Here is a 24,236-nt window from a genome sequence, read left to right on the forward strand (position 1 = left end):
TCACAGTCCGGCGGCGGCGCGCAGCTCCTCGACGCGGTCGGTGCGCTCCCAGGTGAACGCGGGCAGCTCGCGCCCGAAGTGCCCGTAGGCCGCGGTGGCGGCGTAGATCGGCCGGATCAGGTCGAGCTCGGCGATGATCGCCTGCGGACGCAGATCGAACACGTCGCGGATCGCGGCGGTGATCACCTCGTCGGCCACGTGCCCGGTGCCGAAGGTCTCCACATACAGGCCCACCGGCGCGGCGCGGCCGATCGCGTACGCCACCTGCACCTCGAGGCGGTCGGCCAGGCCCGCCGCGACCGCGTTCTTGGCGACCCAGCGCATCGCGTAGGCGGCCGACCGGTCGACCTTGGAGGGGTCCTTGCCGCTGAACGCCCCACCACCGTGCCGGGCGGCGCCGCCGTAGGTGTCGATGATGATCTTGCGACCGGTCAGCCCCGCGTCGCCCTTCGGGCCGCCGGTGACGAACGGCCCGGCAGGGTTGATGACGTATTTCACGTCGGACACGTCGAGGCCGGTGGTGGCCAGCACCGGGTCGATGACCTCGGCCTGCACCGCGGCGCGCAGCGCCGGGATCGAGATGTCGGGGTTGTGCTGGGTCGACAGCACGACCGTGTCGACCGTCCGCGGCACGGCGCCGTCGTAGCCGAGGGTGACCTGGGTCTTGCCGTCGGGGCGGAGGAACCCGAGCGCGCCGCTGCGGCGGGCTTCGGTGAGCCGTTCGGCCAGACGATGGGCCGTCCACGCGGCCATCGGCATGAGCTGCGGGGTCTCCGTGGTCGCGTAGCCGAACATGATGCCCTGATCGCCGGCGCCGAGTGCGTCGATCGGGTCGACCGAACCGCCTTCGCGGTGCTCCAGGGCGGTGTCGACCCCCTGGGCGATGTCGCCGGACTGCTCGCCGATCGAGACGGTCACCCCGCACGAGTCGCCGTCGAAGCCGGTGTCGCTGGAGGTGTAGCCGATGTGGTTCACGACGCGCCGGACGATGCCGGGGATGTCGACGTACCCGTCGGTGCGCACCTCGCCGGCAACGTGCACCAGCCCCGTGGTCACGAGGGTCTCCACGGCGACCCGGCTGCCGGGGTCGGCCGCCAGCAGCGCGTCGAGGATGCTGTCGGAGATCTGATCGCAGATCTTGTCGGGGTGCCCCTCGGTGACGGACTCGGAGGTGAACAGGCGCAGCGGGCTCATCGTGGCTCCAGACGAGTGGTCGGCCGGTCCGCGGCGCGGACGCGACCGGCGCGGACGGGACGGGCGGGGGTGTTGACCGCGGGGGTGTTAACCATCATGCCCGCGCTCCCCGACATGCGGGGACGCGCGGGCACGGTGACGCCATGCGGCGTCATGGTCTCACTCGACGGGGCGCAGGCGCAGCTTGTCCTCGTGGATCTCGTGCAGCGCGATCGTGAGCGGCTTGTCCTCGACGTTCGAGTCGACGAGGGGGCCGACGTTGTCGAACAGGTTCCCCTCGTGCAGGTCGGAGTAGTAGTCGTTGATCTGGCGCGCGCGCTTGGCCGCGTAGATCACGAGCTGGTACTTCGAGTCGACCTTCTCGAGGAGTGCGTCGATGGGCGGGTCGATGATGCCCTGGTCGCGATTGGCCATGGAGGACCTCCTGGATCGGATGGCGGTGGGAAAGACTCAGGCGCGGTCGGGCCGCGGCATCCGACCAGTCTACCGGACGCCGTCGTCAGCGACTGAGGAGCTGCCGCTTCGAGCTGATGACGCCGGTGTCGAAGCCGGCCAGCCGGAGCCCGCCGTGGAAGCGGGCGTGCTCGATCTTCAGGCACCGGTCCATGACGACGGCCAGTCCCGCATCCTCGGCGATCTTCGCCGCCCCTTCGTGCCACGACCCCAGCTGCAGCCACAGCGTCTGCGCGCCCGCCGCGACCGCCTCGCCGGCGACGCCGGGCAGGTCGTCGTGCTTGCGGAACACGTCGACGATGTCGGGGGTGACCGGGAGATCGGCCAGCGACGCGTAGGCGGGGCGTCCCAGGATCTCGGTCGCCCGTGGGTTGACGAAGTACACGTCGTAGTCCGCGCTGCCGAGAAGGTAGGTGGCCACGAAGTAGCTGGCCCGGGCCGGGTTGTCGGAGGCGCCGACGATGGCGACCGTGCGGGCGCGCCGCAGCAGGGCGAGGCGCTCGGGGGCGCTGGGCCCGCGCCAGGTGCGCTCCGGGTGGGCGGCCGCCGCGCCGGGCAGGGCGCAGGCGGCACCGTCGGCGGGGCCGGGCAGGGCGCAGGCGGCACCGTCGGCGGGGCCGGGCAGGGCGCAGGCGGCACCGTCGGCGGGGCCGGGCAGGGCGCAGGCGGCACCGTCGGCGGGGCCGGGCAGGGCGCAGGCGGCGGCGTCGCTCGGCGCGGGGATCGCGCACGCGTTCACATCGGTCATCGGGTCTCTCCCGTTGCTGCGGTCAGGGCCTGATCCAGGTCCCACAGGATGTCTTCGGGGTCTTCCAGACCCACCGAGATGCGGATGAGGTCCGCCGGCGCCCCGGCCGCGGCCAGCTGCGCGGGCGTGAGCTGCTGGTGGGTGGTGGACGCCGGGTGGATCACCAGCGTGCGGGCGTCGCCGATGTTGGCCAGGTGCGACGCCAGCTGGAGCGCGTCGATGACCTTCTCCCCCGTCTGCCGCGCCGCGCGCAGCCGGTCGTCGTCGGAGTCGAACGTGCCCGCCGGCCGCACGCCGAAAGCGAAGACCGAGCCCGGTCCGCTCGGGAAATACTTCCGGGCGCGTTCGTGGTGCGGGTGACCGGGCAGTCCCGCCCAGCTGACGAACGAGATGCGCGGGTCGGCATCGAGCCATTCGGCGACGATGCGTGCGTTCGCACCGTGCGCGTCGATGCGCTGCGGAAGGGTCTCGATGCCCTGCAGCAGCTGGAACGCCGATTGCGGGCTCAGGGCCGGGCCGATGTCGCGCAGCTGCTCGGAGCGGAGCTTGGTGAGGAAGCCGTACTCGCCGAAGTTGTCCCACCAGCGGATGCCGCCGTAGCTGGGCACCGGTTCGGTCATGGTGGGGAACTTCCCGTTCCCCCAGTCGAAGGTTCCCTTCTCGATGACGACGCCGCCCAGGGTGGTGCCGTGGCCGCCGAGGAACTTCGTGACCGAGTGGATGACGATGTCGGCCCCGTGCTCGAGCGGACGCGACAGGTAGGGCGTGGCGAGGGTCGAGTCGACGACGAGGGGTATGGATGCCGCGTGCGCGACCTCGGCGAGCCCTTCGATGTCGGCGATCTCCCCCGACGGGTTGCCGATGCCCTCGACGTACAGCACCTTCGTCTCGGGGCGGATCGCTGCGGCGTAGTCGGCCGGGTCGGTCGAGGCGACGAACGTGGTGTCGACGCCGAACCGGCGCAGGGTCACATCGAGCTGAGTCACCGTGCCGCCGTAGAGCTGGGCCGACGCCACGACATGGTCGCCCGCGCCGACGAGGGCCGCGAACGTGATGAACTCGGCGCTCATGCCCGACGCGGTCGCCACCGCGCCGATGCCACCCTCGAGCGACGCGAGGCGCTCTTCGAGCGCGGCGACGGTGGGGTTGCCGATGCGCGAGTAGATGTTGCCGTACTTCTGCAGCGCGAACAGGTTCGCGGCGTCGTTCGCGTCGTCGAAGACGAACGACGAGGTCTGGTAGATGGGCACGGCACGCGCCCCGGTGGCGGCGTCGGGCGTGCCGCCGGCGTGGAGGGCGCGGGTGCGGAATCCGAAGCGGTGTTCGTCGGTCATGTCTGCTTTCGGCTCGGGGCGGGTCGGTCAGGCGTCTCGGGTGGGGTGGGGCGGGTGGACAGGTGGGACGCTGGGCGTCTGGCGTCGGTACGTCAGGCGTCGGCGAGGACGGCGGCGATGTCGGCGATGGCCCAGGGGTTCTGCAGCGAGGTGGTGTCGCCCAGCGGTGCCGGCGTTCGGCCGGCCCGGCGCTCCTGCTCCGCCTCCCACAACTGTGACAGCAGACGGCGCAGGATCTTGCCCGAGCGGGTCTTGGGCAGCTCGGGCACGGCATAGACGTGCGACGGCTTCGCGATCGGGCCGATCTGACGGGCCACCTGGGCGCGCAGCGCCTCATGCGGCACTCCGGCATCCGTCACCACCACGAAAGCCGCCACCCGGTGACCGGTGACCGCGTCGGGGACGCCGGTCACGCCCGCCTCGGCGATGCCGTCGTGGGCGACGAGCGCCGACTCGATCTCGATGGTCGACAGGCGATGCCCCGAGACGTTCACGACGTCGTCGAGACGGCCGAGGATGCGGATCGCGCCGTCGGGGTCGACGGTCGCGCCGTCGCCGGCGACGTAAAAGGCGCCATGGTCGCCGTGGCCCGCGTAGGCGGTCCAGTAGGCGTCGCGGTAGCGTTCGGGGTCGCCCCACACCGTCCGGGCCATGCCCGGCCAGGGGCGCCGCACCACGAGCGTGCCGGAGCGACCCGGTTCGACCGGCCGGCCGTGCGCGTCGACGACGGCCGCGTCGATGCCCGGCAGCGGCACGCTGGCAGAACCGGGCGTGAGCGTCGTGACGCCCGGCAGCGGGGCGATCATCGCGGCGCCGGTCTCGGACTGCCACCACGTGTCGACGACCGGCACCTCGTCGCGGCCGAAGGTGCGGCGGAACCATACCCACGCCTCGGGGTTGATCGCCTCGCCCACCGTGCCCAGCAGCCGGATCGACGACAGATCGTGGCCGCCGGGCAGCTCGGCGCCGAACCACGCCATGAACGAGCGGATCAGCGTCGGCGCGGTGTAGTAGACGGTCACCCCGTAGCGTTCGATGATCTCGAGGTGACGCTCGCGGTGCGGAGTCTCGGGCGTGCCCTCGTAGATCACCTGCGTGAGGCCGTTCGACAGCGGTCCGTAGATCTCGTACGTGTGCGCGGTGACCCACGCGAGGTCGGCCGTGCACCAGTGCACGTCGTCGGGCTTGGCGTCGAAGTGCGCCCAGTGCGCCCAGCTCGCGTGTGCGAGGTAACCGCCCGAGGTGTGCACGAGGCCCTTGGGCTTTCCGGTCGTGCCCGAGGTGTAGATGATGAACAGCGGATGCTCGGCGTCGAAGGGCCGGGCGTCGTGGTGGGCGGGGGCGGTGTCGACGACGTCGTGCCACCACAGGTCGCGGCCGTCGGTCCACGCGATGTCGTCGCCGGTGCGGCGCACCACGAGCACGTGCTCGACGTGCGCGAGCCCGGCGGCGGCCGCATCGGCGGCGGACTTGACTTCAACGGCCTGGCCCCGGCGGAACTGGCCGTCGCTGGTGACGAGCACCTTGGCGCGCGTGTCCTCGAGGCGGAAACGCAGCGCCTCGGCCGAGAAGCCGCCGAACACGAGCGAGTGCACGGCGCCGATGCGGGCACAGGCCAGGGTGATCACGACGGTCTCGACGAGCACCGGCAGGTACACCACGACGCGGTCGCCGGGCTCGACGCCGAGGGATTGCAGGGCGTTGGCAGCCCGTGAGACGCGGCGCTGCAGGTCGGCGTAGGTGACGGTGGTGCGGTCGCCCCGCTCCCCCTCGAAGTGCAGCGCGACCTTCGCGCCCCGGCCGGCGGCGACGTGCCGATCGACGCAGTTGTGCGCGACGTTCAGCCGGCCGCCGGCGAACCAGCGCGCGGCCGGCACCGACAGGGCGCCGTCGGGGCCGGGCAGCGGCGGCTCCCACTCGTGGGCGGTGTGCCAGGGTTCTGCCCAGTCGAGGCGTCGGGCGGCATCTTCCCAGAACCCGATCGGGTCGGCCGCGGCCGTGGCGTAGGCGTCGGCGGTCACGTTCGCCTGCGCGGTGAACGCGCCGGACGGCGGATAGGTGCGGGTTTCGACCAATCGCAACTCGTCGGCGACCTGCTCGAGCGTCATCTCACGCCCACTTCTTGAGCAGGCGCCGGTGCGCGAAGCTGACCAGCAGGTCGGAGATCGTGCCGAGCACAGCCAGGAGGACGATCGCCAGCAGCAGCCGGTCGACCCGGCCCGTGTTCTGCGAGTCGGTCAGCATGAAGCCGAGGCCCATCGACGCGCCCAGCAGCTCGGCCGCCACCAGGAACAGCCACGCCTGGGCGAGCGCCAGCCGCAGCCCCGAGACGATCGAGGGGATTACGGCCGGAAGCTGCACGGTGCGCAGCAGATTCCACCCGCGCAGGCTGAACGAGCGGCCCATCTCGACCAGCTGCGGGTCGACATGGCGAAGGCCCGACGCCACGGTCGTGAACACGGGGAAGAACGCGCCGATGGCGATGAGCGTGATCTTGGACTCCTCGCCGATCTGCATCCACAGGATCAGCAGCGGGACCAGGGCCAGCGACGGGATCGCCCGGAACGCCGCCAGGATGGGGCTGAGCAGCACGTCGCCGCCCTTGGTGAGGCCGACGAACGCCGCCACCGCCAGGCCGATGACCGAGCCGATCGCGAAGCCGATGAGCACCCGCTGCACCGAGATGGCGATGTGGATCCACAGCTCGCCCCGCTGGGCGAGGTCCACGGCGGCGGCCAGCACCGCCCCGGGGGGCGCGAGCCGGTAGGGCGGGATGATGCCGGTGACGGTGACCGCGTGCCAGGCGACCAGCACGGCCAGCGGCACGAGGGCGCCGCCGACGATCTTCACCCAGGTGCGCTCCCAGAAGGAGCGGCTCGCGGTGGCGGGGACGGACAAGGGTGCCTCGACCGGGTCCGGCGACGGCACGGCCGCGTCGCCGGTGAGGTACTCCTGGCCCGCGAGGCTCACTGCCCGTTCACCGCCTTCTCGGCGAACGAGGCGTTGATGATCGTGTCGAGCGCCGCGTTCACGGCATCCAGGCCCCCGGCGACGTCGCCGGACTCGACGAGGACCGGCGCGATGACCTTCAGCACGGCCAGCTGGTCCTCGCCGGGCACACCGCTGACGTCGAGGTTCGAGCGCTCCTGGATGACGGTGGTGGCCACCTCGGGGGCGATCTCGGCGGCGTCGGCCAGCAGTGCGGCGGTCTCGTCGAGGTTGTCCAGCGCCCACGTGCGGGCCTGCTCGTAGGCATCGACGACGACCTGCGCCACGTCGGGGTGATCGGTCAGGAACTCCTCGGTCGCGTTGAGGAAGCCGTAGGTGTTGAAGTCGACGTTGCGGTAGATCAGCTGCGCGTCGGCATCGACCTGGGCGGCGGCCATGATGGGGTCGAGCCCCGACCAGGCGTCGACCGAGCCGCCGGCCAGAGCCGACCAGCCGTCGGCGTGCTGCAGATTCTGCAGCTCGACGTCCTGGATCGTGAGACCCTCGGTGCCCAGCGCCTGCAGCAGGAAGAAGTACGGGTCGGTGCCGACGGTGGCGGCGACCTTCTTGCCCTCGAGGTCGGCGACCGTCGTGATGTCGCTGCCGGCGGGGACCACGATGGCCGACCACTCCGGCTGCGAGTAGATGTCGATGACCTGGATGGGGGAACCGTTGGCGCGCGCCAGCAGAGCGGCCGACCCGGCGGTCGAGCCCACGTCGACCGAACCGGAGCGGAGCAGCTCGTTCGCCTTGTTCGACCCGGTCGACTGCACCCACTCGACGGTGACGCCCTCGCCCAGGGCCTCTTCGATGATGCCCTGCTCCTTGAGGATGATGCTCAGCGGGTTGTAGGTGGCCCAGTCGATCTTCAGCGTGCTGGTCGACCATTCGCTGTCGCCGGACGGGGCCGCGTCGGCGTTCTCCCCTGCGATGCAGCCGGTCGCCATGAGCATGACGGTGCCGGCGATGGCGAAAGCGGGCAGCGTGCGGCGGGCGATGCGGTTCATTCGGGTTCCTCAGGTGGTGGTGGGTGTCAGTGAGTGGACGTGTGGGTGTCGACGCCGAGGCCTTCGAGCAGCTCGGCGCGCAGCCGGGCCAGTGCGCCGTCGGCGCGATCGCGAGGCCGTTCGCCGGGCACCGTGACGGTGCGCGCGATCGAGCCGGCGGCGGGGTCGTCAGCGTCGAGGGCGCGCAGCAGCAGCACGCGGTCGGCGAGGTACAGGGCCTCTTCGACGTCGTGGGTGACCAGCACGATCGTGGTCGGCTGGGCGGCGTGGATCTCGAGCAGCAGATCCTGCATGCGCAGGCGGGTCAGGGCGTCGAGAGCCCCGAACGGCTCGTCCAGCAGCAGCACCTCGGGGTTGCGGGCCAGGGCGCGGGCCAGCGAGGCACGCTGCGCCATGCCGCCGGAGACTTCGCGCGGGCGCAGCTGCGCGGCGTGGTCGAGGCCCACCAGCTGCAGCAGTTCGGCGACGCGGGCGGCGCCCTCGCGGCGGGCGGTGCCGCGGCGCAGTCCGAGCTGGACGTTCTGGGCGAGGGTGCGCCACGGCAGCAGGCGCGACTCCTGGAAAGCGACGGCGGTGCGCTCGTCGGTGTCGGAGACGGCCGAGCCGTCGACCTCGATCGTTCCGGTGGTGGGCCGGTCGAGACCGCCGATCAGGCGCAGCAGGGTCGACTTGCCGCAGCCGGAGGGGCCGACGACGGCCACGATCTCGGCGGGCGCGATCTCGATGTCGACACCGTGCAGCACCGGGCGGCGACCGGTGGGGACATCGAAGGCGCGGCCGACCCGGTCGACCCGCACGGCCACGTCGGCGACGGACGCCGTGGCGCGCGGCGGCGCGAGGAGTGTGCTGGACATGTCACCATCGTCCCGGCATCCGCGTCGATGGCGAAGTCGGCCGTAATGAACGGAAACCACCCGGGGCGAAGGCGGCGTCCCGACCGGGTCAGTGCGCGAGCGCGGCGACCTCGGCGGCGGCGCGGGCCACCTCGTCGTTGACGACGCGGTGGTCGAACTCGGCCTGTGCGGCCAGCTCGCGGCGCGCGGTCTTCAGCCGCCGCGCCCGTTCTTCCTCGTCCTCGGTGCCGCGGCCCACGAGACGCTGCACCAGATCGTCCCAGCTGGGCGGCAGCAGGAACACCAGGTTGGCGTCCGGGGCGGCGGCGCGCACCTGCCGGGCACCCTGCAGGTCGATCTCCAGCAGCACCGTCCGGCCCTGCGCGAGCGCGGCCTCGATGGGCGCCTTCGGGGTGCCGTACCGGTAGGCGTTGTGTACCGTGGCGTGCTCGAGCAGCTCGCCGTCGGCGATCAGCCGGTCGAACTCGGCGTCGTCGACGAAGAAGTAGTGCTCGCCGTCGACCTCCCCCGGTCGCGGCTTGCGGGTGGTCGCCGACACCGACAGCATGATCTCGGGGTGGTGGTCCTTGATGTGCGCGGCCACCGTGCCCTTGCCGACGGCGGTGGGTCCGGCCAGCACCAGCAGATTGCTGCGCCCGGCGCGCGGGGACGGCTCCGGCCAGCGCTCGTCGAGGTAGCGCCGCAGCGCCACGCGCTGCCGCACGCCCAGGCCGCCGAGGCGCTTGACCGGCGAGATGCCCAGGGATGCCAGAATGCGGTCGCGCTTGCCCTCCCCCACGGCGGGGATCGCCGTGAGGAACTCCGTGATCCGCATGGCGCCGGCGGGGGTGTCCGGCCGGTCCTGCGCCCGGCGCAGCAGCTCCTGCGGGGTGATGACGCGCGTCGCGACATCGCGCTTGAGCGCGGCGCGTTCCCGCCGGGCGGCGACGGCGCGACGGGAAGCGGCGACGCGGTCGACCTCGGGCGGACCCTGCCGGTCAGCCATGGATGCCCTCCTGGAGCTGTCGATTGTGGGAGTCGATGGCGCCGGTGAGCCCCTGCCGGCCGGCGCTGAGGATGCTGCGGCTGGCCGAGGCCAGCACCTGCGGGGTGAGCCGGCCGAACAGGCCGCGCACGTCTTCCAGACGGGCGCCCTGCGCCCCGAAGCCCGGCGCCAGGATGGGCGTGGCATCCAGCCAGGAGTCGTGGATGCGCAGCCGGGCCCGGTCGACGGTCGCGCCGAGGACGACGCCGGTGCTCCCCCACTGGCCCGCCTGCTGTGCGCTCCGGTTGGCACTGCCGGCGGCCCGGCAGTTCATGTCCGCGACGCTCTGCCCGCGCGACTCGATCGTGTCGTCGTCGTACGCCTCATGCTCGAGGAGCTCCGCGCTCTGCACTCCGTACGCCTCGGGGTTGCTCGTGGCGGCGAGCACGTAGACCCCCTTGCCGGCCTGCTCGGCGGCCGCGATGGTGCCGCGCAGCGCCCCGAACCCGAGGTACGGGCTCAGGGTGACCGCGTCGGCCTCCAGCGGCGCGCCGGGGGTGAGCCAGGCGGCCGCGTACGCGTCCATCGTCGAGCCGATGTCGCCCCGCTTGGCGTCGGCGATCACGAGGAGCTCCGCGGCGCGGGCCGCCGCCAGGACCTCCTCGAGCACCGCGAACCCGGCCGCGCCCCACCGTTCGAAGAACGACACCTGCGGCTTGACGACCGCGACGCGCCCTTCCGCGGCATCCACCACGCGCAGGGCGAACTCGCGCACGCCCCGGGCGTCGACGGTGAGGTCCCAGTCGCGCAGCAGCGCCTCATGGGGGTCGATGCCCACGCACAGCTGCCCGCGCTCGGCCACCGCCGCGCGCAGTCGCGAGCCGAATGAGGTCATACCGCCGCCATCCGGTCGGCGGCGTACTCCTGCAGGCTGCGCACCGCGAAGCCCGACCGCAGCACCGGCAGCGACGACACCGCCGCGCCCAGCACCGCCATCGTCGTGAACAGCGCCTTGTCGGCCGCCACGGCCGCGGCACGGATCTCGTAGCCGTCGGCGCGGGCGATGCCGCCCGAGGGCGTGTTCACGACGATGTCGATCTCCCCGGCATCGATGAGGTCGATCACGTTGCGCTCGCCCGTACCCTGCGTCTCCGAGAACTTGCGCACCGTCTCCACGCGGATCCCGTTGCGCGCGAGGATCTCCGCCGTGCCCTCGGTCGCGACCAGCCGGAACCCGAGCTCCTGCAACCGGTGGGCGGGCAGGATGACGGCGCGCTTGTCGTCATCGGCGACCGAGAGGAACACGGTGCCGGAGGTCGGCATGCCGCCGTACGCGGCCGCCTGGCTCTTGGCGAACGCCGTCGGGAAGTCCCGGTCGATGCCCATCACCTCGCCGGTGGAGCGCATCTCCGGTCCGAGCACCGAGTCGACGGTGTGCCCCTCGGCGGTGCGGAACCGCTTGAACGGCAGCACGGCCTCCTTGACCGCCACCGGCGCGTCCAGCGGCACGCGGGAGCCGTCCTGTGCCGGCAGCAGTCCCTCGGTCTTGAGCTGGTCGATCGTGGCGCCGGCCATGATGCGGCTGGTGGCCTTGGCCAGCGGGATGCCGAGCGCCTTCGACACGAACGGCACGGTGCGGCTGGCGCGCGGGTTGGCTTCGATGACGTAGAGCACACCGGCCGACACCGCGAACTGCACGTTCAGCAGACCCCGCACGCCCACGCCCTCGGCGATGGCCAGGGTCGCCTCGCGCACCCGGTCGATCTCGGTGCGGCCCAGCGACATCGGCGGGAGCGTGCACGACGAGTCGCCCGAGTGGATGCCGGCCTCTTCGAGGTGCTCCATGACGCCGCCGATGTACAGCTCGGTGCCGTCGTACAGGGCGTCGACGTCGATCTCCACCGCATCGTCGAGGAACCGGTCGACCAGCAGCGGGGCCCCCTCGCCGATGATGGCCTGATCGGCCACCCGCACGAAGTAGTCGCGCAGGCTGTCGGTGTCGTAGACGATCTCCATGCCGCGGCCGCCGAGCACGAAGCTGGGACGCACGAGCACGGGGTAGCCGATCTCCTCGGCGATCGCGATGGCGCCGGCCTGGTCGGTGGCGGTGCCGTGGCGCGGCGCGAGCAGGCCCGCACGGCTCAGCAGCTGCGAGAACTGCTCGCGCTCCTCCGCGATGTCGATCGCGGCCGGCTGCGTGCCCAGGATCGTGTACCCGGCCTCCTCGATGCCCTTGGCCAGGCCCAGCGGCGTCTGGCCGCCCAGCTGGCAGATGACACCGAGGATCTCCCCCGACGCCGCTTCCGCGTGCAGCACCTCGAGGACGTCCTCGAGGGTCAGCGGCTCGAAGTAGAGCCGGTCGCTGGTGTCGTAGTCGGTCGAGACGGTCTCCGGGTTGCAGTTGACCATGACGGTCTCATATCCGGCATCCGACAGCGCGAACGAGGCGTGCACGCAGGAGTAGTCGAACTCGACGCCCTGCCCGATGCGGTTGGGCCCGGACCCGATGATGACGACCTTCTGCCGGTCGCTGGGGGTGACCTCGGTCTCGGTCTCGTACGACGAGTAGTGGTACGGGGTCAGGGCGGGGAACTCGCCCGCGCAGGTGTCGACGGTCTTGTAGACAGGGCGGATGCCGCCGGCGTGACGGATGCCGCGGACCTCGGTCTCGGTGAGCCCCCGCAGCTGCGCCACCTGCGCGTCGCTGAAGCCGTGCTCCTTCGCGATGCGCAGCGTGTCCGCATCCAACTCGTCGGCCGCGGCGACGAAGTCGGCGACCTCGTTGATCAGCACGATCTGGTCGAGGAACCAGGGGTCGATCGCGGTGGCGGCGAACGCCTGCTCGACCGTCGCGCCCTTGCGCAGCGCCTGCTGCAGCACGACGATGCGGCCGTCGGTGGGCGTCTTCGCGATCTCGAGCAGCTCGTCGACCGAGCGCGGCTCCTCGCCCCAGTGGAAGCTCGACCCGCGCTTCTCCAGCGAACGCAGCGCCTTCTGCAGGGCCGTCGCGTAGTTGCGGCCGATCGCCATCGCCTCACCGACCGACTTCATGGTCGTGGTCAGGGTGGTGTCGGCGGCGGGGAACTTCTCGAAGTTGAACCGCGGCACCTTCACGACCACGTAGTCCAGCGTCGGCTCGAAGCTGGCCGGGGTGACCTTGGTGATGTCGTTGGGGATCTCATCGAGGCGGTAGCCGATCGCGAGCTTGGCGGCGATCTTGGCGATCGGGAAGCCGGTCGCCTTGGAGGCCAGCGCCGACGACCGCGACACCCGCGGGTTCATCTCGATGACGATGACGCGGCCGGTGGCGGGGTCGACGGCGAACTGGATGTTGCAGCCGCCGGTGTCCACGCCCACCGCGCGGATGATGTCGATGCCGATGTCGCGCAGCTTCTGGAACTCGCGGTCGGTGAGGGTGAGCGCCGGGGCGACGGTGATCGAGTCGCCGGTGTGCACGCCGACCGGGTCGACGTTCTCGATGGAGCACACCACGACCGTGTTGTCGGACGTGTCGCGCATCAGCTCGAGCTCGTACTCCTTCCACCCGAGGATCGACTCCTCCAGGAGCACCTCGTGGGTGGGCGAGTCGTGCAGGCCGGCCCCGGCGATGCGGCGCAGGTCCTCCTCGTCGTAGGCGAAGCCCGACCCCAGGCCGCCCATCGTGAACGAGGGGCGCACCACCAGCGGGTAGCCGAGCTCAGCGGCCCCGGCGAGCACCTCGTCCATCGTGTGGCAGATGCGGGAGGCGGCGACCTCGGCCCCGGCGGCGATGACCAGGTCCTTGAAGATCTGGCGGTCCTCGCCCTTGTTGATCGCCTCGAAGTTCGCGCCGATCAGTTCGACGCTGTACTTGTCGAGAACGCCGTTCTTGTGCAGGTCGATCGCCGCGTTCAGCGCCGTCTGGCCGCCCAGGGTGGGCAGGATCGCGTCCGGCTTCTCCTTGGCGATGATCGTCTCGATGACCTGCCAGGTGATCGGCTCGATGTAGGTCGCGTCGGCGAAGTCGGGGTCGGTCATGATCGTGGCCGGGTTGGAGTTGACCAGGATGACGCGCACCCCCTCTTCGCGCAGCACGCGGCACGCCTGGGTGCCCGAGTAGTCGAACTCACAGGCCTGGCCGATCACGATCGGGCCGGAGCCGATGACGAGGACGCTGCTGATGTCGTCGCGCTTGGGCATTACTTCCCCTCCGCCTGGGCGGCGTTGGTCCTCACGACGAGGTCGCGGAAACGGTCGAACAGGTAGTTGGCGTCGTGCGGTCCCGCAGCCGCCTCGGGGTGGTACTGCACCGAGAAGGCGGGGATGTCGAGGGCCCGCAGGCCCTCCACGACGTTGTCGTTGAGGCCGACATGGCTGACCTCCACGCGGCCGTAGCCGTTCGGGCTGTCGGTGACGCCCTCGATGGGTGCGTCGACGGCGAAGCCGTGGTTGTGCGCGGTGATCTCGACGCGGCCGGTCTCCTTGTCGAGCACCGGCTGATTGATGCCGCGGTGTCCGAACGGGAGCTTGTAGGTGCCGAACCCGAGGGCGCGGCCCAGCAGCTGGTTGCCGAAGCAGATGCCGAAGAACGGGAGCCGGTCGTCGAGGATGTCCCGCAGCAGCGCGACGTGCGCGTCGCTGGCGGCTGGGTCGCCCGGCCCGTTCGAGTAGAACACGCCGACCGGGTCGATCGCGCGGATGTCCTCGATGGTGGCGCTGTGCGGCAGCACGTGCACGTCGAACCCGCGCGCGGCGAGGTTGTCGACGGTGGCCTGCTTGACGCCCAGGTCAAGCACGGCGAGATTGCCGATGCGCTCCCCGGTCGCGGGCGTGACCTCGGCGGCCGACACCGACACCTGCGACGACAGGTTCCGGCCCGCCATCTGCGGGGCCTCGCGCACCAGCCGCAGCTGCTCGTCGGGGTCCAGCCCCGCCGCGTCGCCGGAGAAGACGCCGCCGCGCATCGCGCCGGCCGACCGCAGCACGCGGGTCACCGCGCGGGTGTCGATGCCGCTGATGCCGACGATCCCGTCGCGGATCAATGCGTCGTCCAGCGACTCCTCCGAGCGCCAGTTCGACACGACGCGGGAGGGGTCGCGGACGATGTAGCCGGCCACCCAGATGCGGCGGGATTCGACGTCCTCGCTGTTCATGCCGGTGTTGCCGATGTGCGGCGCCGTCTGCAGGACGATCTGGCCCGCGTAGGAAGGATCGGTCAGCGTCTCCTGGTAGCCGGTCATGCCGGTGGCGAAGACGACCTCGCCGAAGGTGGTGCCGCGGGCGCCGTAGGCGCGTCCCGCGTAGCGGCCGCCGTCTTCGAGCACGAGGACGGCGGGATCGGGGGTGAAAGTCATGAGTCGGTTCCCGTCGGGGTGGTCGTGGATGTCGGGGGTGATGTCGGCGCCGGCAGGATCGCGGCGATCGCATCGGTGAGGGTGCGGGCGGAGGCGTCCTGGGCGCGCAGGTAGCTGTCGACCGGGGTGTCGCCGGCCGGCCAGGTCACCCGGACCAGGCCGCCTTTCTCGACGACCCGGTCGATCGCCACGGTCGCCTGCGCGACGTCGGAGATGTCGGTGGCGGGCAGGAAGATGCGCGGCTGACCGGTCAGGTCGAGGGCCACGCCCCGGTCGGTGACGGTGATGTCCACCCGTGAGCGGAACGCGAGGCCGCCGATGGCGAGCCGCTCGAGCGGGTCGCCGTGCCGGGTGGTGGCGACGTACAGCCCGGTGAAGGTCGCCGTCGTCGTCGCACCGTCGGGCACCTCGCCATAGGGCACCGTCAGCCCGGCGTCGCGTCGTCGCCGCCGCAGCCACGCCCACACGCCCACGCCGATGAGCACGACGGTGAACGCGACGATCAGCAGCAGCACCAGTTCGCGGGTCATGCCGCCACCTCCTCGACGATGCGGCCGTCGGCGACGGTCGCCCGGCCGGTGTAGAACGTCCAGCGCACTTCGCCCGGCAGCTCGCGGCCGAGGTAGGGCGAGTTGTGGCTGCGGCCGCGCAGGTCGTCCCGCCCGAACCGGCGCACGGGCGCCGGGTCGTACAGGGTGAGGGATGCCGGTTCCCCGGCCTGCAGCGGGGTGCCCGCGCCGGCGAGACGCCCGATCCGGGCCGGTGCGGCCGACATCACGCGGGCCACATCGGCCCAGTCGAGCAGCCCCGTGTCGACCATCGCCTGCTGCACGACGCGCAGCGCGGACTCGAGGCCGACCATGCCGTGGGCGGCGGCCTGCCACTCGCACGACTTCGTCTCGTCGGGGTGCGGGGCGTGGTCGGTGGCGACGATGTCGATCGTGCCGTCGGCGAGGCCGGCGCGCACCGCCTGCACGTCCTCGTCGCGGCGCAGCGGCGGATTGACCTTGAAGCGCGCGTCGTAGCCGCGCACCAGTTCTTCGGTAAGCAGGAGGTGATGCGGGGTGACTTCGGCGGTCACGTTCACGCCGCGTTTCTTGGCCCACCGGATGATGTCCACCGACCCGGCCGTCGACAGGTGGCACACGTGCAGGCGGGAGCCGACGTGTTCGGCCAGCAGCACGTCGCGGGCGATGATCGACTCCTCCGCGACGGCCGGCCATCCGGTCAGGCCCAGCTCTGCCGAGACGCTGCCCTCGTTCATCTGGGCGCCCTCGGTCAGCCGCGGGTCCTGGGCGTGCTGCGCGACGACCCCGTCGAACGACTTCACGTATTCGAGCGCGCGGCGCATGATGAGGGGGTCCCAGACGCAGAAGCCGTCGTCGCTGAACACGCGGACCGCGGCGCGGGAGGCGGCCATGGCGCCCAGCTCCGCCAGACGCTGGCCCTGCTGCCCGACGGTGACCGCGCCGATGGGCTGCACGTGCACGTAGCCGGCGGCCTCGCCGAGCGCGAGCTCCTGCTCGACGACGCCCGCGGTGTCGGCCACCGGCGAGGTGTTGGGCATGGCGAACACCGTCGTGTAGCCGCCGGCGGCGGCCGCGCGCGACCCGGTGAGGATCGTCTCGGCCGCCTCGAAGCCGGGCTCGCGCAGGTGGGTGTGCAGGTCGACGAGACCGGGCAGGGCGATGAGGCCGTCGGCGTCGATCTCCCGGGCGCCGGCGTGGCTGAGGCCCGAGCCGACCTCGGCGATGCGGCCGTCGCGCAGGAGCAGGTCCGTGCGGGTGCCCGTGCTCAGCTGTGCGCCGCGGATGAGGGTCGCCTCGGTCATCGTGCCTCTTCTTCTGTGTGACTCGTGGTGCGCTCGCCCGCCAGCAGCAGGTACAGCGCCGCCATGCGCACCGACACGCCGTTCGCGACCTGTTCGAGCACGGTCGACCGCGGGGAATCGGCGGCGTCGGCGGAGATCTCCAACCCACGGTTCATGGGCCCGGGGTGCAGGACAATGCTACCGTCCGGCAGCGCGGCGATGCGCCGCGCATCGAGCCCCCAGCGCCGGGAATATTCCCGTTCAGTGGGGAAATAGGCCGCCTGCATGCGTTCCAGCTGGATGCGCAGCATCATGACGGCGTCCGGACCGGCGGCGACGGCCTCGTCGAGGTCGTAGCCGACGTCGACGGGCCAGGCCGACACATCCTGTGGAATGAGGGTGGGTGGGCCCACCAGCGTCACGTGTGCACCGAGGGTCGTCAGCAGCCACACGTTCGAGCGCGCGACCCGGGAGTGCAGCACGTCGCCGACGATCGTGACCCGGATGCCGGCGAGGTCCCGGCCGCGGCTGTCGTCGCCGTACAGCCGCTTGCGGATCGTGAACGCGTCCAGCAGCGCCTGGGTGGGGTGCTCGTGGGTGCCGTCGCCGGCGTTGAGCACGCCGGCCGAGATCCAGCCGCTCGTGGCGAGGGTGTGCGGCGCCCCGGAGGCGGCGTGGCGGATGACAACGGCGTCGGCGCCCATCGCCTGCAGCGTCTGCGCGGTGTCCTGCAGCGACTCGCCCTTGGACACCGACGAGCCCTTCGCCGAGAAGTTGATGACGTCGGCCGACAGGCGCTTGGCCGCCGCCTCGAACGAGATGCGGGTGCGGGTGGAGTCCTCGAAGAACAGGTTCACGACGGTCTTGCCGCGCAGCGTCGGCAGCTTCTTGACCTCGCGGGACTGGGTGTCGCGCATGTCCTCGGCGACGTCGAGGATGCGCAGGGCGTCGACGCGCGACAGCGTCTTGGTGTCGAGCAGGTGCCTCATGACGCGATCGTCACCTCGTCGACGCCGTCGATCTCGGCGACGCTCACGTTCACGCGTTCGTCGCGGGCGCTGGGCAGGTTCTTGCCCACGAAGTCGGGGCGGATCGGCAGTTCGCGGTGTCCGCGGTCGACGAGGATCGCCAGGCGCACCGCGGCGGGGCGTCCGATGTCCTGCAGGGCGTCCAGTGCCGCGCGGATCGACCGGCCCGAGAACAGCACGTCGTCGACGAGGACGACCACCTTGCCGTCGATGCCGCCGGGCGGGATCTGGGTGGGCCGCGGGGTGCGCGTCGGATTGCGGTGCAGGTCGTCGCGGTACATCGTGACGTCGAGCGCGCCGACCGGGATCGGCGTGCCGGCGATGTCGCCGACGAGGCTCGCGATGCGGTCGGCGAGGGTGACGCCGCGGGTGGGGATTCCCAGGATGACCAGACGGTCGGGGCCCTTGTTGGATTCGAGGATCTCATGGGAGATCCTCGTCAGGGCCCGTGCGATATCGGCTTCGTGCAGCACAGTACGCGTGCTCATCCGCCGCTCCCTTCTCCGCCTCACGGGACGGGGTTAAAGGTTGCCGGGTTGCAGGTCCAGCCTACAGGCAGGCGGAGGTCAGGGTGTGGGCACCGCGGCATCCGTCGTCTGCGCGGCGCGGATCTCGTGGCCCTGCGTCGTCAGGCAGCGGCCGGTGGCAAGATCCCACTTCCAGTCGTGCATGCTGCAGGTGAGCACGCCGTCCTCGATCCGGCCGGTGCGCGACAGGTCGGCGCGCAGGTGCGGGCAGCGCCGTTGCACCACCCAGTCGCCGATCTGCGCGTCCTCGCTGGTGTCGGACTGCTCCGAGTACCAGTTCTCGACGTACTCGATGCGGTCGGTCGACAGGCACTTGAGGAAGGTCGTGAGGAACTCGTTGAACTTCCCGGTGCGGCCGACCGAGAACTGCATCGACAGGAAGATCGAGTTCGACCAGTCGATCTCGTGATCGCGGATGTTGGTGGAGACGAGGTCGGCGGGGATCGTGTACCAGTAGATGCACTCCTCCCCCGCGTACTCGCGCACCTTCGCGCGCGGGAAGTCGACGACCATGTCGAGATCGCCGATGCGGAAGCGCACATTGCCGCCGACGCCGAGCCGGATCGTGCGGGACTTCTTCAGCAGCGGCTCCCACCACTCCTTGATGGCGGCGAGCATCTCGTCCGGCGGCAGGATCGGCGCGCGGCGGGCCTCTTCGGCGCGGATCTCGTCCTGCCGGCTGTCGCGCTGCTCTGCGAGGTAGGCCCACTTGTCGGTGAAGATCCGCTCGATCTCCGCGTCGGTGTACAGCGTCTGGATGATCTCGATCGCGCCGTGGTCCAGGTCGACCTGCGTCCCTGGGACGAACAGGTGCCCCTTCTGGTCGGGACGCTCGGCGGCCAGGTGCTCGAGGAACTGTGCCTGGTCGGTGAAGATCGCATCGTCGTGGAGGCCGTGCCCGTTGTACCGGAACAGCTCCTCACGCAGGAACATCGGGGGGCCGGCCATCGGGAACACATGCGGGGCGTCGACCTTGTCGATGTAGTACAGGGCCCGCTTGAGCTGCGCGTCGCGCTTGAGCTGGGCGAAGTTCTGCTTGGCGGGCTGCGGCAGGTCGTAGACCATGGGCCACCAGATGGCGCCGGAGACCTGGGTGAAGTACGCCTCGGGCTTCGAGAACGACAGCAGCTTCTCGAGGTCCAGGGGGTGCGAGTCGTTCTGGTTCAGGATGCTGGCGGTGCCGTCGTCGACCGACAGCGACGAGTCGCCGATGGGGCCGTCGCTGGGGGCGCGCAGGGGCGTGACCATGAGCTTCAGCGCGCCGAACTCGAGCGGCACGCCCGCCTGCGTGTAGATGATGTTCTCGTAGCCGAGGCCACGCAGGTCACGCTCGAGGTCGTCGGTCGGATAGTCCGGGAGGAGCACCCGGATGTCGGTGGGCACGACGCGGCGCAGCAGCGCGGGATCGAAGTGGTCGCGGTGCCGGTGGGAGATGTACAGGAAGTCGGCTGCGCCGAACCGCTCCCAGTCCAGCGCCCGGTTGTCGGGGAACGGGAACCACGAGCCGAAGAACGTCGGGCCGACGACGGGGTCGCACAGGATGCTGCCGCCCGCCGTTTCGATGAACATCCCGGCGTGGCCCAGGCCTGTGATCCGCATTCCAACCTCCTGATCGAGCGCCCACGATTCTACGGGAGCGGTCGCCGTGAACCTGGACGCCGCGGCGGGCGGCTCACGGGTCGAACAGGTCACGGATGTCGTCGGCGGTCAGCGACCGGGCGAGCAGATCGTCGTCGTCGAGCACGGCGCGGAACAGGCGCGCCTTGCGCTGTTGCAGGGCGAGGACCTTCTCCTCGATGGTGCCGGTGGCGATGAGACGGTAGACGTTCACCGGCCGCGACTGGCCGATGCGGTGCGTGCGGTCGATCGCCTGCGCCTCGGCGGCGGGGTTCCACCACGGGTCGAGCAGGAACACGTAGTCGGCCTCGGTGAGGGTCAGACCGAACCCGCCGGACTTCAGGCTGATGAGGAACACCGGCGCGTCACCCGTGCGGAAGCCGGAGATGACCTCGTGACGGCGGCGCGTCGCCCCGTCGAGGTACGCGTAGCCGATGCCGCGCGTTGTCAACGCGTCCTGCACGAGGGCGAGGTAGGAGGTGAACTGGCTGAACACGAGGGCGCGGTGTCCTTCGGCGATGAGCTCCTCGAGGCGTTCGGTGAGCGCCTCGAGTTTGCTCGACCGGATGCCGGGGTCGCCGGCATCCACCAGCGACGGGGCCAGCGCGAGCCGGCGCAACAGCGTGAGCGAGCGGAAGACGATGAACCGGTTGCGGTCGAGGTCGTCGAGCAGGCCGAGCACCTTCTGCCGTTCGCGCTGCAGCACGGTGTCGTAGACGGCGCGGTGCGCGGCGCTGAGGTCGACGCGGACCTCCTGCTCCTGCCGGGGCGGCAGGTCGCCGGCGACGAGGTCCTTCGTGCGCCGCAGCACGAACGGCCGGATGCGGTGGCGCAGGCGCGCGAGCCGCCGGGCGCGGTACGGACCGCCCTCCGCGTTCTCGGGCACCTTGCCCTTCTCGATCGGCTTGATGTACTCCTCGCGGAAGCGTCGCGCCGACGGGAACAGGCCCGGGCACGTCAGCGACAGCAGCGCCCACAGCTCCGACAGCGAGTTCTCCAGCGGTGTGCCGGTGACCGCCAGCGTGGCCCCGGCGTGCAGGCCCGCGACGGCCCGGTGCAGCCGGGTGGCCGCGTTCTTGACGAACTGGGCCTCGTCGAGCACCAGCAGCGCCCAGTCCACGGCGGCGAACGCGGCCTCGTCGAGCCGCAGCACCGTGTAGGAGGTCACGACGATGTCGGCACCGTCAGCCGCCTCGGCGACGCTCCGTGCGCGCTTGACGCCGGTGGTGTCGAGCACGGTGACGGTCAGGCCGGGGGTGAACCGGGCCGCTTCGTCGCGCCAGGTCGACAGCACCGAGGTGGGGGCGACCACCAGGAACGGCCGCGTCTCGCCGTCTTCACGGGCCCGGGCCAGCAGGGCGAGCACCTGCAGGGTCTTGCCCAGTCCCATGTCGTCGGCCAGGATGCCGCCCAGCCGGTGCCGCCACAGGAACGCGAGCCGGTCGTAGCCGGAGCGCTGATAGGGACGCAGCTGCGCGCGCAGCCCCGCCGGCAGCGGCGCCGGCTCGATGCGGTCAAGGGTGCGCAGCGCGCTCGCCGTCTCGCGCCAGCCGGCCGCCGGCGCGGACTGGTCGGCGAGGTCCTCGAAGTCCGTCCACACCGGCAGCTGGTAGCGGCTGATCTTCGGCCCCGCCTCCCATTCGATGAGGTCGGCGGATTCGTCGATCAGCTCCCGCAGCCGGTCCAGTGCCGGGTGGGCGAGGGAGAAGTACCGCCCGTCGGCCAGCAGGAGCTTCTTGCGGCGCTTGGCCAGCGCGGTGAACAGCGGGGTGAACGGGATGCGCCGGCCGTCGATCTCGACGATGACGCCCAGGTCGAACCAGTCGGGGTCGGAGGTCTCCACCGTGGTGACCGTGATGCGCGGGTCGCCGGTCAGCTCACGGTAGACGCGGCGGCGGCCCGAGGGCTCGATCCGGACGCCGTCGATCTGCTCGAGCGCCGGGAGCACCTGCGCGGCGAACTCCGCGGCATCCACGCCCACGAGCGTCGCGCGCGCCGCGAACGGCAGCGGTGCCGCCTGCCCCCACGCCGTCTGCACCGTGGTGCGCAGCGCGGCCTCGTGCTCGTCGTCACCGGCCGTGTCCTCGAAGGGCGCCCGCCCGGCGCCGGGCCGGTGCCAGTCCAGCCGGTAGTCGATCGTGTCCCCGGCGCGGAACGCGGCGGTCACCACCAGCCGGGTCGGCTCGGGCGCGGGCAGCTGCAGTCCCGGCTCGAGCCGGATGCGCCCCGACCGGGCCAGGCGCGGGTACACCTCGCGCAGGAACTCGTCCGTGTCGGTTTCGGGCACCGTCACCGGGTCGGGGGTGGTCAGCAGGGCGTGCGCGGTGTCGTCGAGGCTCACCGGGGCGAGGGTGAGGTGGATGCCGGTGCCCTGCGCCGCGTACGCGTAGACGCCGGTGCGTCCGATCGGCCGCACCGCGGCCGGGTCGACGTCTGCACCGGCGAGGGTGACCCGCGGCGTCAGCCGCAGGGCGTCGCCGTCGGCGGCGGACAGTTCGACCTGGACCTCGGCGCTGTCGACGAGCGCGACCTGCTGACGCTTGCCCGCGGCCACGACGGGGATGTCGCGTGCGGTGGCGGCCGCCAGCAGCGTCCACAGCAGCGGTGATTCGATCCGGTCGAGGGTGAGCCAGTCGGACTCGTCGCGGCCGAGACCGTACACGTCGCGGGCCACGCCGTACAGGTCGGCGAACCAGCGGCGCTGGCCGCCGGCGAACCGCTGACCGTCGCGGCGGGCGGTGTCCCAGGTGACGCCCGAGCGCACCCAGGCCCCCGTGCCGGGACTGCGCACCAGCGGCCGCAGGCCGACCTGCAGTTCGGGGGCGCCGTCGAGGTCGCGCGCGGTCGCGGTGCGCAGCCGCCGTGGCCCCCACGGGTCGTGCGGGATGCGTTCGCGCACGCGCAGCTCGACCCCGAGCGCGAGCGGCGTGGTGCCGGGCCGGTGCGTGCTCTCCAGCAGCCGGCGCCACGACGGCTCCGGCGCGGCCGCTGCCGGCGCGGGGGCATGGATGACGGCGGCGGCGCTGCCGGCGTTGCTGCGCAGCAGGGTGGCGATCGTGTGCTTGCAGTTCACCTGCACCGGGCACGAGCAGCGCGCCGACATGATCCGCGGCGGGCGGGCACCGGCATCCACCCGGATCGTGCAGCGGTACAGCTGCGCGGCGCTGCCGGCGACCAGGCCGGTCAGCGTGCCGTCGTGCGCGTCCCACGACAGGTAGCGCACGGCGCCGTCGCGGGCGTAGCCGACCCCGCGCCGGTACGAGACGCTGTCGGCCAGGCCACGGATCGCCGCGTCATCGATGTGGGGTGCCGACACGGCATCCATCCTCGCATCGGGCTCCGACGCCGGGTCGGGCGGAGCGTCGCTCAGCCGGCGCGGGCGATGCGCGCGAGCACCCCGTGCACGAACGAGCCGGAGTCGTCCGTGGAGAACTCCTTGGCCAGTTCCACGGCCTCGTCGATGGCGACGGCGGTGGGCACCTCGGCGTTGAAGACGATCTCCCAGACGCCGATGCGCAGGATCGCGCGGTCGACGGCCGGCATGCGGTCGAGCTTCCAGTCCCGGGCGTGGGTGACGATGTGCTCGTCGATCTCTTCGCGGTTGTCGATGACGCCGTCGACGATGTCGCGCGCATAGAGCCACGACGCCTCGCGGGCCGGTTCGCTGGCCGCGCGCTGGGCTTCGGCGGCGAGCGTGGCGGCGAGGTCGTCGCCGCGCACGTCGGACTGGTACAGGATGTCGAGCGCGCGTTTGCGCGCCTTGGAGCGTGCGCTCAAGGTCAGTTCACGCGGCCGAGGTACTCGCCCGTGCGGGTGTCGACCTTGACCTTGGTGCCGGTCTCGAGGAACAGGGGCACCTGGATCTCATAGCCGGTCTCGACGGTGGCGGCCTTGGTGCCGGCCGACGAGCGGTCGCCCTGCAGGCCGGGCTCGGTGTAGGTGATCTCGAGCACGACGGAGGCCGGCATCTCGACGTACAGCGGGGTGCCGTTGTTCAGCGCGATCTGCACCTGCTGGTTCTCGAGCAGGAAGTTGGCGGCGTCGCCGACGGTGGCAACCGGGACGTTGATCTGGTCGTAGTCGGTCATGTCCATGAACACGAAGCTGTCGCCGTCGTTGTACAGGTACGAGAAATCACGGCGGTCGACGTTCTCGATCTCGATCTTCGTGCCGGCGTTGTACGTCTTGTCGACGGTCTTGCCCGTGACGACGTTCTTGAGCTTCGTGCGCACGAATGCCCCGCCCTTGCCCGGCTTGACGTGCTGGAACTCGACGACGCTCCACAGCTGCCCGTCGATCTTGATGACGACGCCGTTGCGGATGTCTGCGGTGGATGCCATGAGTGTGGAGTTTCCGTTCGTGTGGGTTCGTCGGGCCAG

20 protein-coding genes are annotated in these 24,236 nt (G+C 71.5%); all 20 read right to left on the reverse strand.

The window, feature by feature from the left end:
* The 20 genes from metK to efp all read right to left on the reverse strand — a co-directional run bounded on the left by metK (position 1) and on the right by efp (position 24,197).
* The gene (gene metK / locus ACQ143_RS01455; protein WP_449568946.1) at positions 1–1,194 is read right to left on the reverse strand and encodes a methionine adenosyltransferase; all 1,194 of its coding nucleotides are present in this window, start codon (positions 1,192–1,194) and stop codon (positions 1–3) included.
* Positions 1,195–1,353: 159 nt separating this feature from the next.
* A complete protein-coding gene (rpoZ, locus tag ACQ143_RS01460; protein ID WP_449568947.1) occupies positions 1,354–1,608 on the reverse strand; it encodes a DNA-directed RNA polymerase subunit omega in 255 nt (84 codons plus the stop codon).
* A gap of 85 nt (positions 1,609–1,693) precedes the next feature.
* Entirely contained in the window at positions 1,694–2,206 is a 513-nt protein-coding gene (locus ACQ143_RS01465) for a CoA-binding protein (RefSeq protein WP_449569563.1), read from the reverse strand.
* A gap of 185 nt (positions 2,207–2,391) precedes the next feature.
* Complete coding sequence (locus tag ACQ143_RS01470) at positions 2,392–3,729, reverse strand: O-acetylhomoserine aminocarboxypropyltransferase/cysteine synthase family protein (RefSeq protein WP_449568948.1); 1,338 nt, start codon at positions 3,727–3,729, stop codon at positions 2,392–2,394.
* 92 nt (positions 3,730–3,821) lie between these two features.
* Positions 3,822–5,837: an acetate--CoA ligase gene (gene acs / locus ACQ143_RS01475; RefSeq protein ID WP_449568949.1), complete on the reverse strand. Its 2,016-nt coding sequence runs from the start codon at positions 5,835–5,837 to the stop codon at positions 3,822–3,824.
* Between the two features lies 1 nt (position 5,838).
* Positions 5,839–6,699 (reverse strand): ABC transporter permease, encoded by an 861-nt coding sequence (locus tag ACQ143_RS01480; protein WP_449568950.1) that lies wholly within the window; start codon positions 6,697–6,699, stop codon positions 5,839–5,841.
* Positions 6,696–7,724 (reverse strand): aliphatic sulfonate ABC transporter substrate-binding protein, encoded by a 1,029-nt coding sequence (locus ACQ143_RS01485; RefSeq protein ID WP_449568951.1) that lies wholly within the window; start codon positions 7,722–7,724, stop codon positions 6,696–6,698. Before ACQ143_RS01485 ends, ACQ143_RS01480 begins: the two co-directional genes overlap by 4 nt.
* Positions 7,725–7,750: 26 nt before the next feature.
* Positions 7,751–8,578: an ABC transporter ATP-binding protein gene (locus ACQ143_RS01490; RefSeq protein WP_449568952.1), complete on the reverse strand. Its 828-nt coding sequence runs from the start codon at positions 8,576–8,578 to the stop codon at positions 7,751–7,753.
* An 88-nt stretch (positions 8,579–8,666) separates the two neighbouring features.
* Positions 8,667–9,563: a guanylate kinase gene (gene gmk / locus ACQ143_RS01495; RefSeq protein WP_449568953.1), complete on the reverse strand. Its 897-nt coding sequence runs from the start codon at positions 9,561–9,563 to the stop codon at positions 8,667–8,669.
* Positions 9,556–10,437, reverse strand: coding sequence for an orotidine-5'-phosphate decarboxylase (pyrF, locus tag ACQ143_RS01500; protein WP_449568954.1), 882 nt, complete (start codon positions 10,435–10,437; stop codon positions 9,556–9,558). The genes gmk and pyrF overlap by 8 nt, the downstream gene beginning before the upstream one ends.
* On the reverse strand, positions 10,434–13,721 hold the full coding sequence (gene carB / locus ACQ143_RS01505; RefSeq protein WP_449568955.1) for a carbamoyl-phosphate synthase large subunit: 3,288 nt from the start codon (positions 13,719–13,721) through the stop codon (positions 10,434–10,436). The genes pyrF and carB overlap by 4 nt, the downstream gene beginning before the upstream one ends.
* On the reverse strand, positions 13,721–14,875 hold the full coding sequence (carA, locus tag ACQ143_RS01510) for a glutamine-hydrolyzing carbamoyl-phosphate synthase small subunit (protein ID WP_449568956.1): 1,155 nt from the start codon (positions 14,873–14,875) through the stop codon (positions 13,721–13,723). Before carA ends, carB begins: the two co-directional genes overlap by 1 nt.
* Positions 14,872–15,405 carry a PH-like domain-containing protein gene (locus ACQ143_RS01515; protein ID WP_449568957.1) on the reverse strand — a complete coding sequence of 178 codons (534 nt, stop codon included), beginning with the start codon at positions 15,403–15,405 and terminating at the stop codon, positions 14,872–14,874. Before ACQ143_RS01515 ends, carA begins: the two co-directional genes overlap by 4 nt.
* Positions 15,402–16,706, reverse strand: coding sequence for a dihydroorotase (locus ACQ143_RS01520; RefSeq protein WP_449568958.1), 1,305 nt, complete (start codon positions 16,704–16,706; stop codon positions 15,402–15,404). The genes ACQ143_RS01515 and ACQ143_RS01520 overlap by 4 nt, the downstream gene beginning before the upstream one ends.
* On the reverse strand, positions 16,703–17,674 hold the full coding sequence (locus ACQ143_RS01525) for an aspartate carbamoyltransferase catalytic subunit (protein WP_449568959.1): 972 nt from the start codon (positions 17,672–17,674) through the stop codon (positions 16,703–16,705). Before ACQ143_RS01525 ends, ACQ143_RS01520 begins: the two co-directional genes overlap by 4 nt.
* Positions 17,671–18,201: a bifunctional pyr operon transcriptional regulator/uracil phosphoribosyltransferase PyrR gene (gene pyrR / locus ACQ143_RS01530; protein WP_449568960.1), complete on the reverse strand. Its 531-nt coding sequence runs from the start codon at positions 18,199–18,201 to the stop codon at positions 17,671–17,673. Before pyrR ends, ACQ143_RS01525 begins: the two co-directional genes overlap by 4 nt.
* Positions 18,202–18,279: 78 nt before the next feature.
* Positions 18,280–19,839 (reverse strand): Rieske 2Fe-2S domain-containing protein, encoded by a 1,560-nt coding sequence (locus ACQ143_RS01535; protein ID WP_449568961.1) that lies wholly within the window; start codon positions 19,837–19,839, stop codon positions 18,280–18,282.
* Positions 19,840–19,912: 73 nt separating this feature from the next.
* Positions 19,913–23,173, reverse strand: a complete 3,261-nt coding sequence (locus tag ACQ143_RS01540) for a DEAD/DEAH box helicase (protein WP_449568962.1) — start codon at positions 23,171–23,173, stop codon at positions 19,913–19,915.
* Between the two features lie 50 nt (positions 23,174–23,223).
* Positions 23,224–23,634 carry a transcription antitermination factor NusB gene (gene nusB, locus ACQ143_RS01545; RefSeq protein ID WP_449568963.1) on the reverse strand — a complete coding sequence of 137 codons (411 nt, stop codon included), beginning with the start codon at positions 23,632–23,634 and terminating at the stop codon, positions 23,224–23,226.
* A gap of 2 nt (positions 23,635–23,636) precedes the next feature.
* Positions 23,637–24,197, reverse strand: a complete 561-nt coding sequence (efp, locus tag ACQ143_RS01550) for an elongation factor P (protein WP_449568964.1) — start codon at positions 24,195–24,197, stop codon at positions 23,637–23,639.
* Positions 24,198–24,236 lie beyond the last annotated feature (39 nt).

The sequence above is a fragment of the Microbacterium pollutisoli genome, assembly GCF_053586795.1.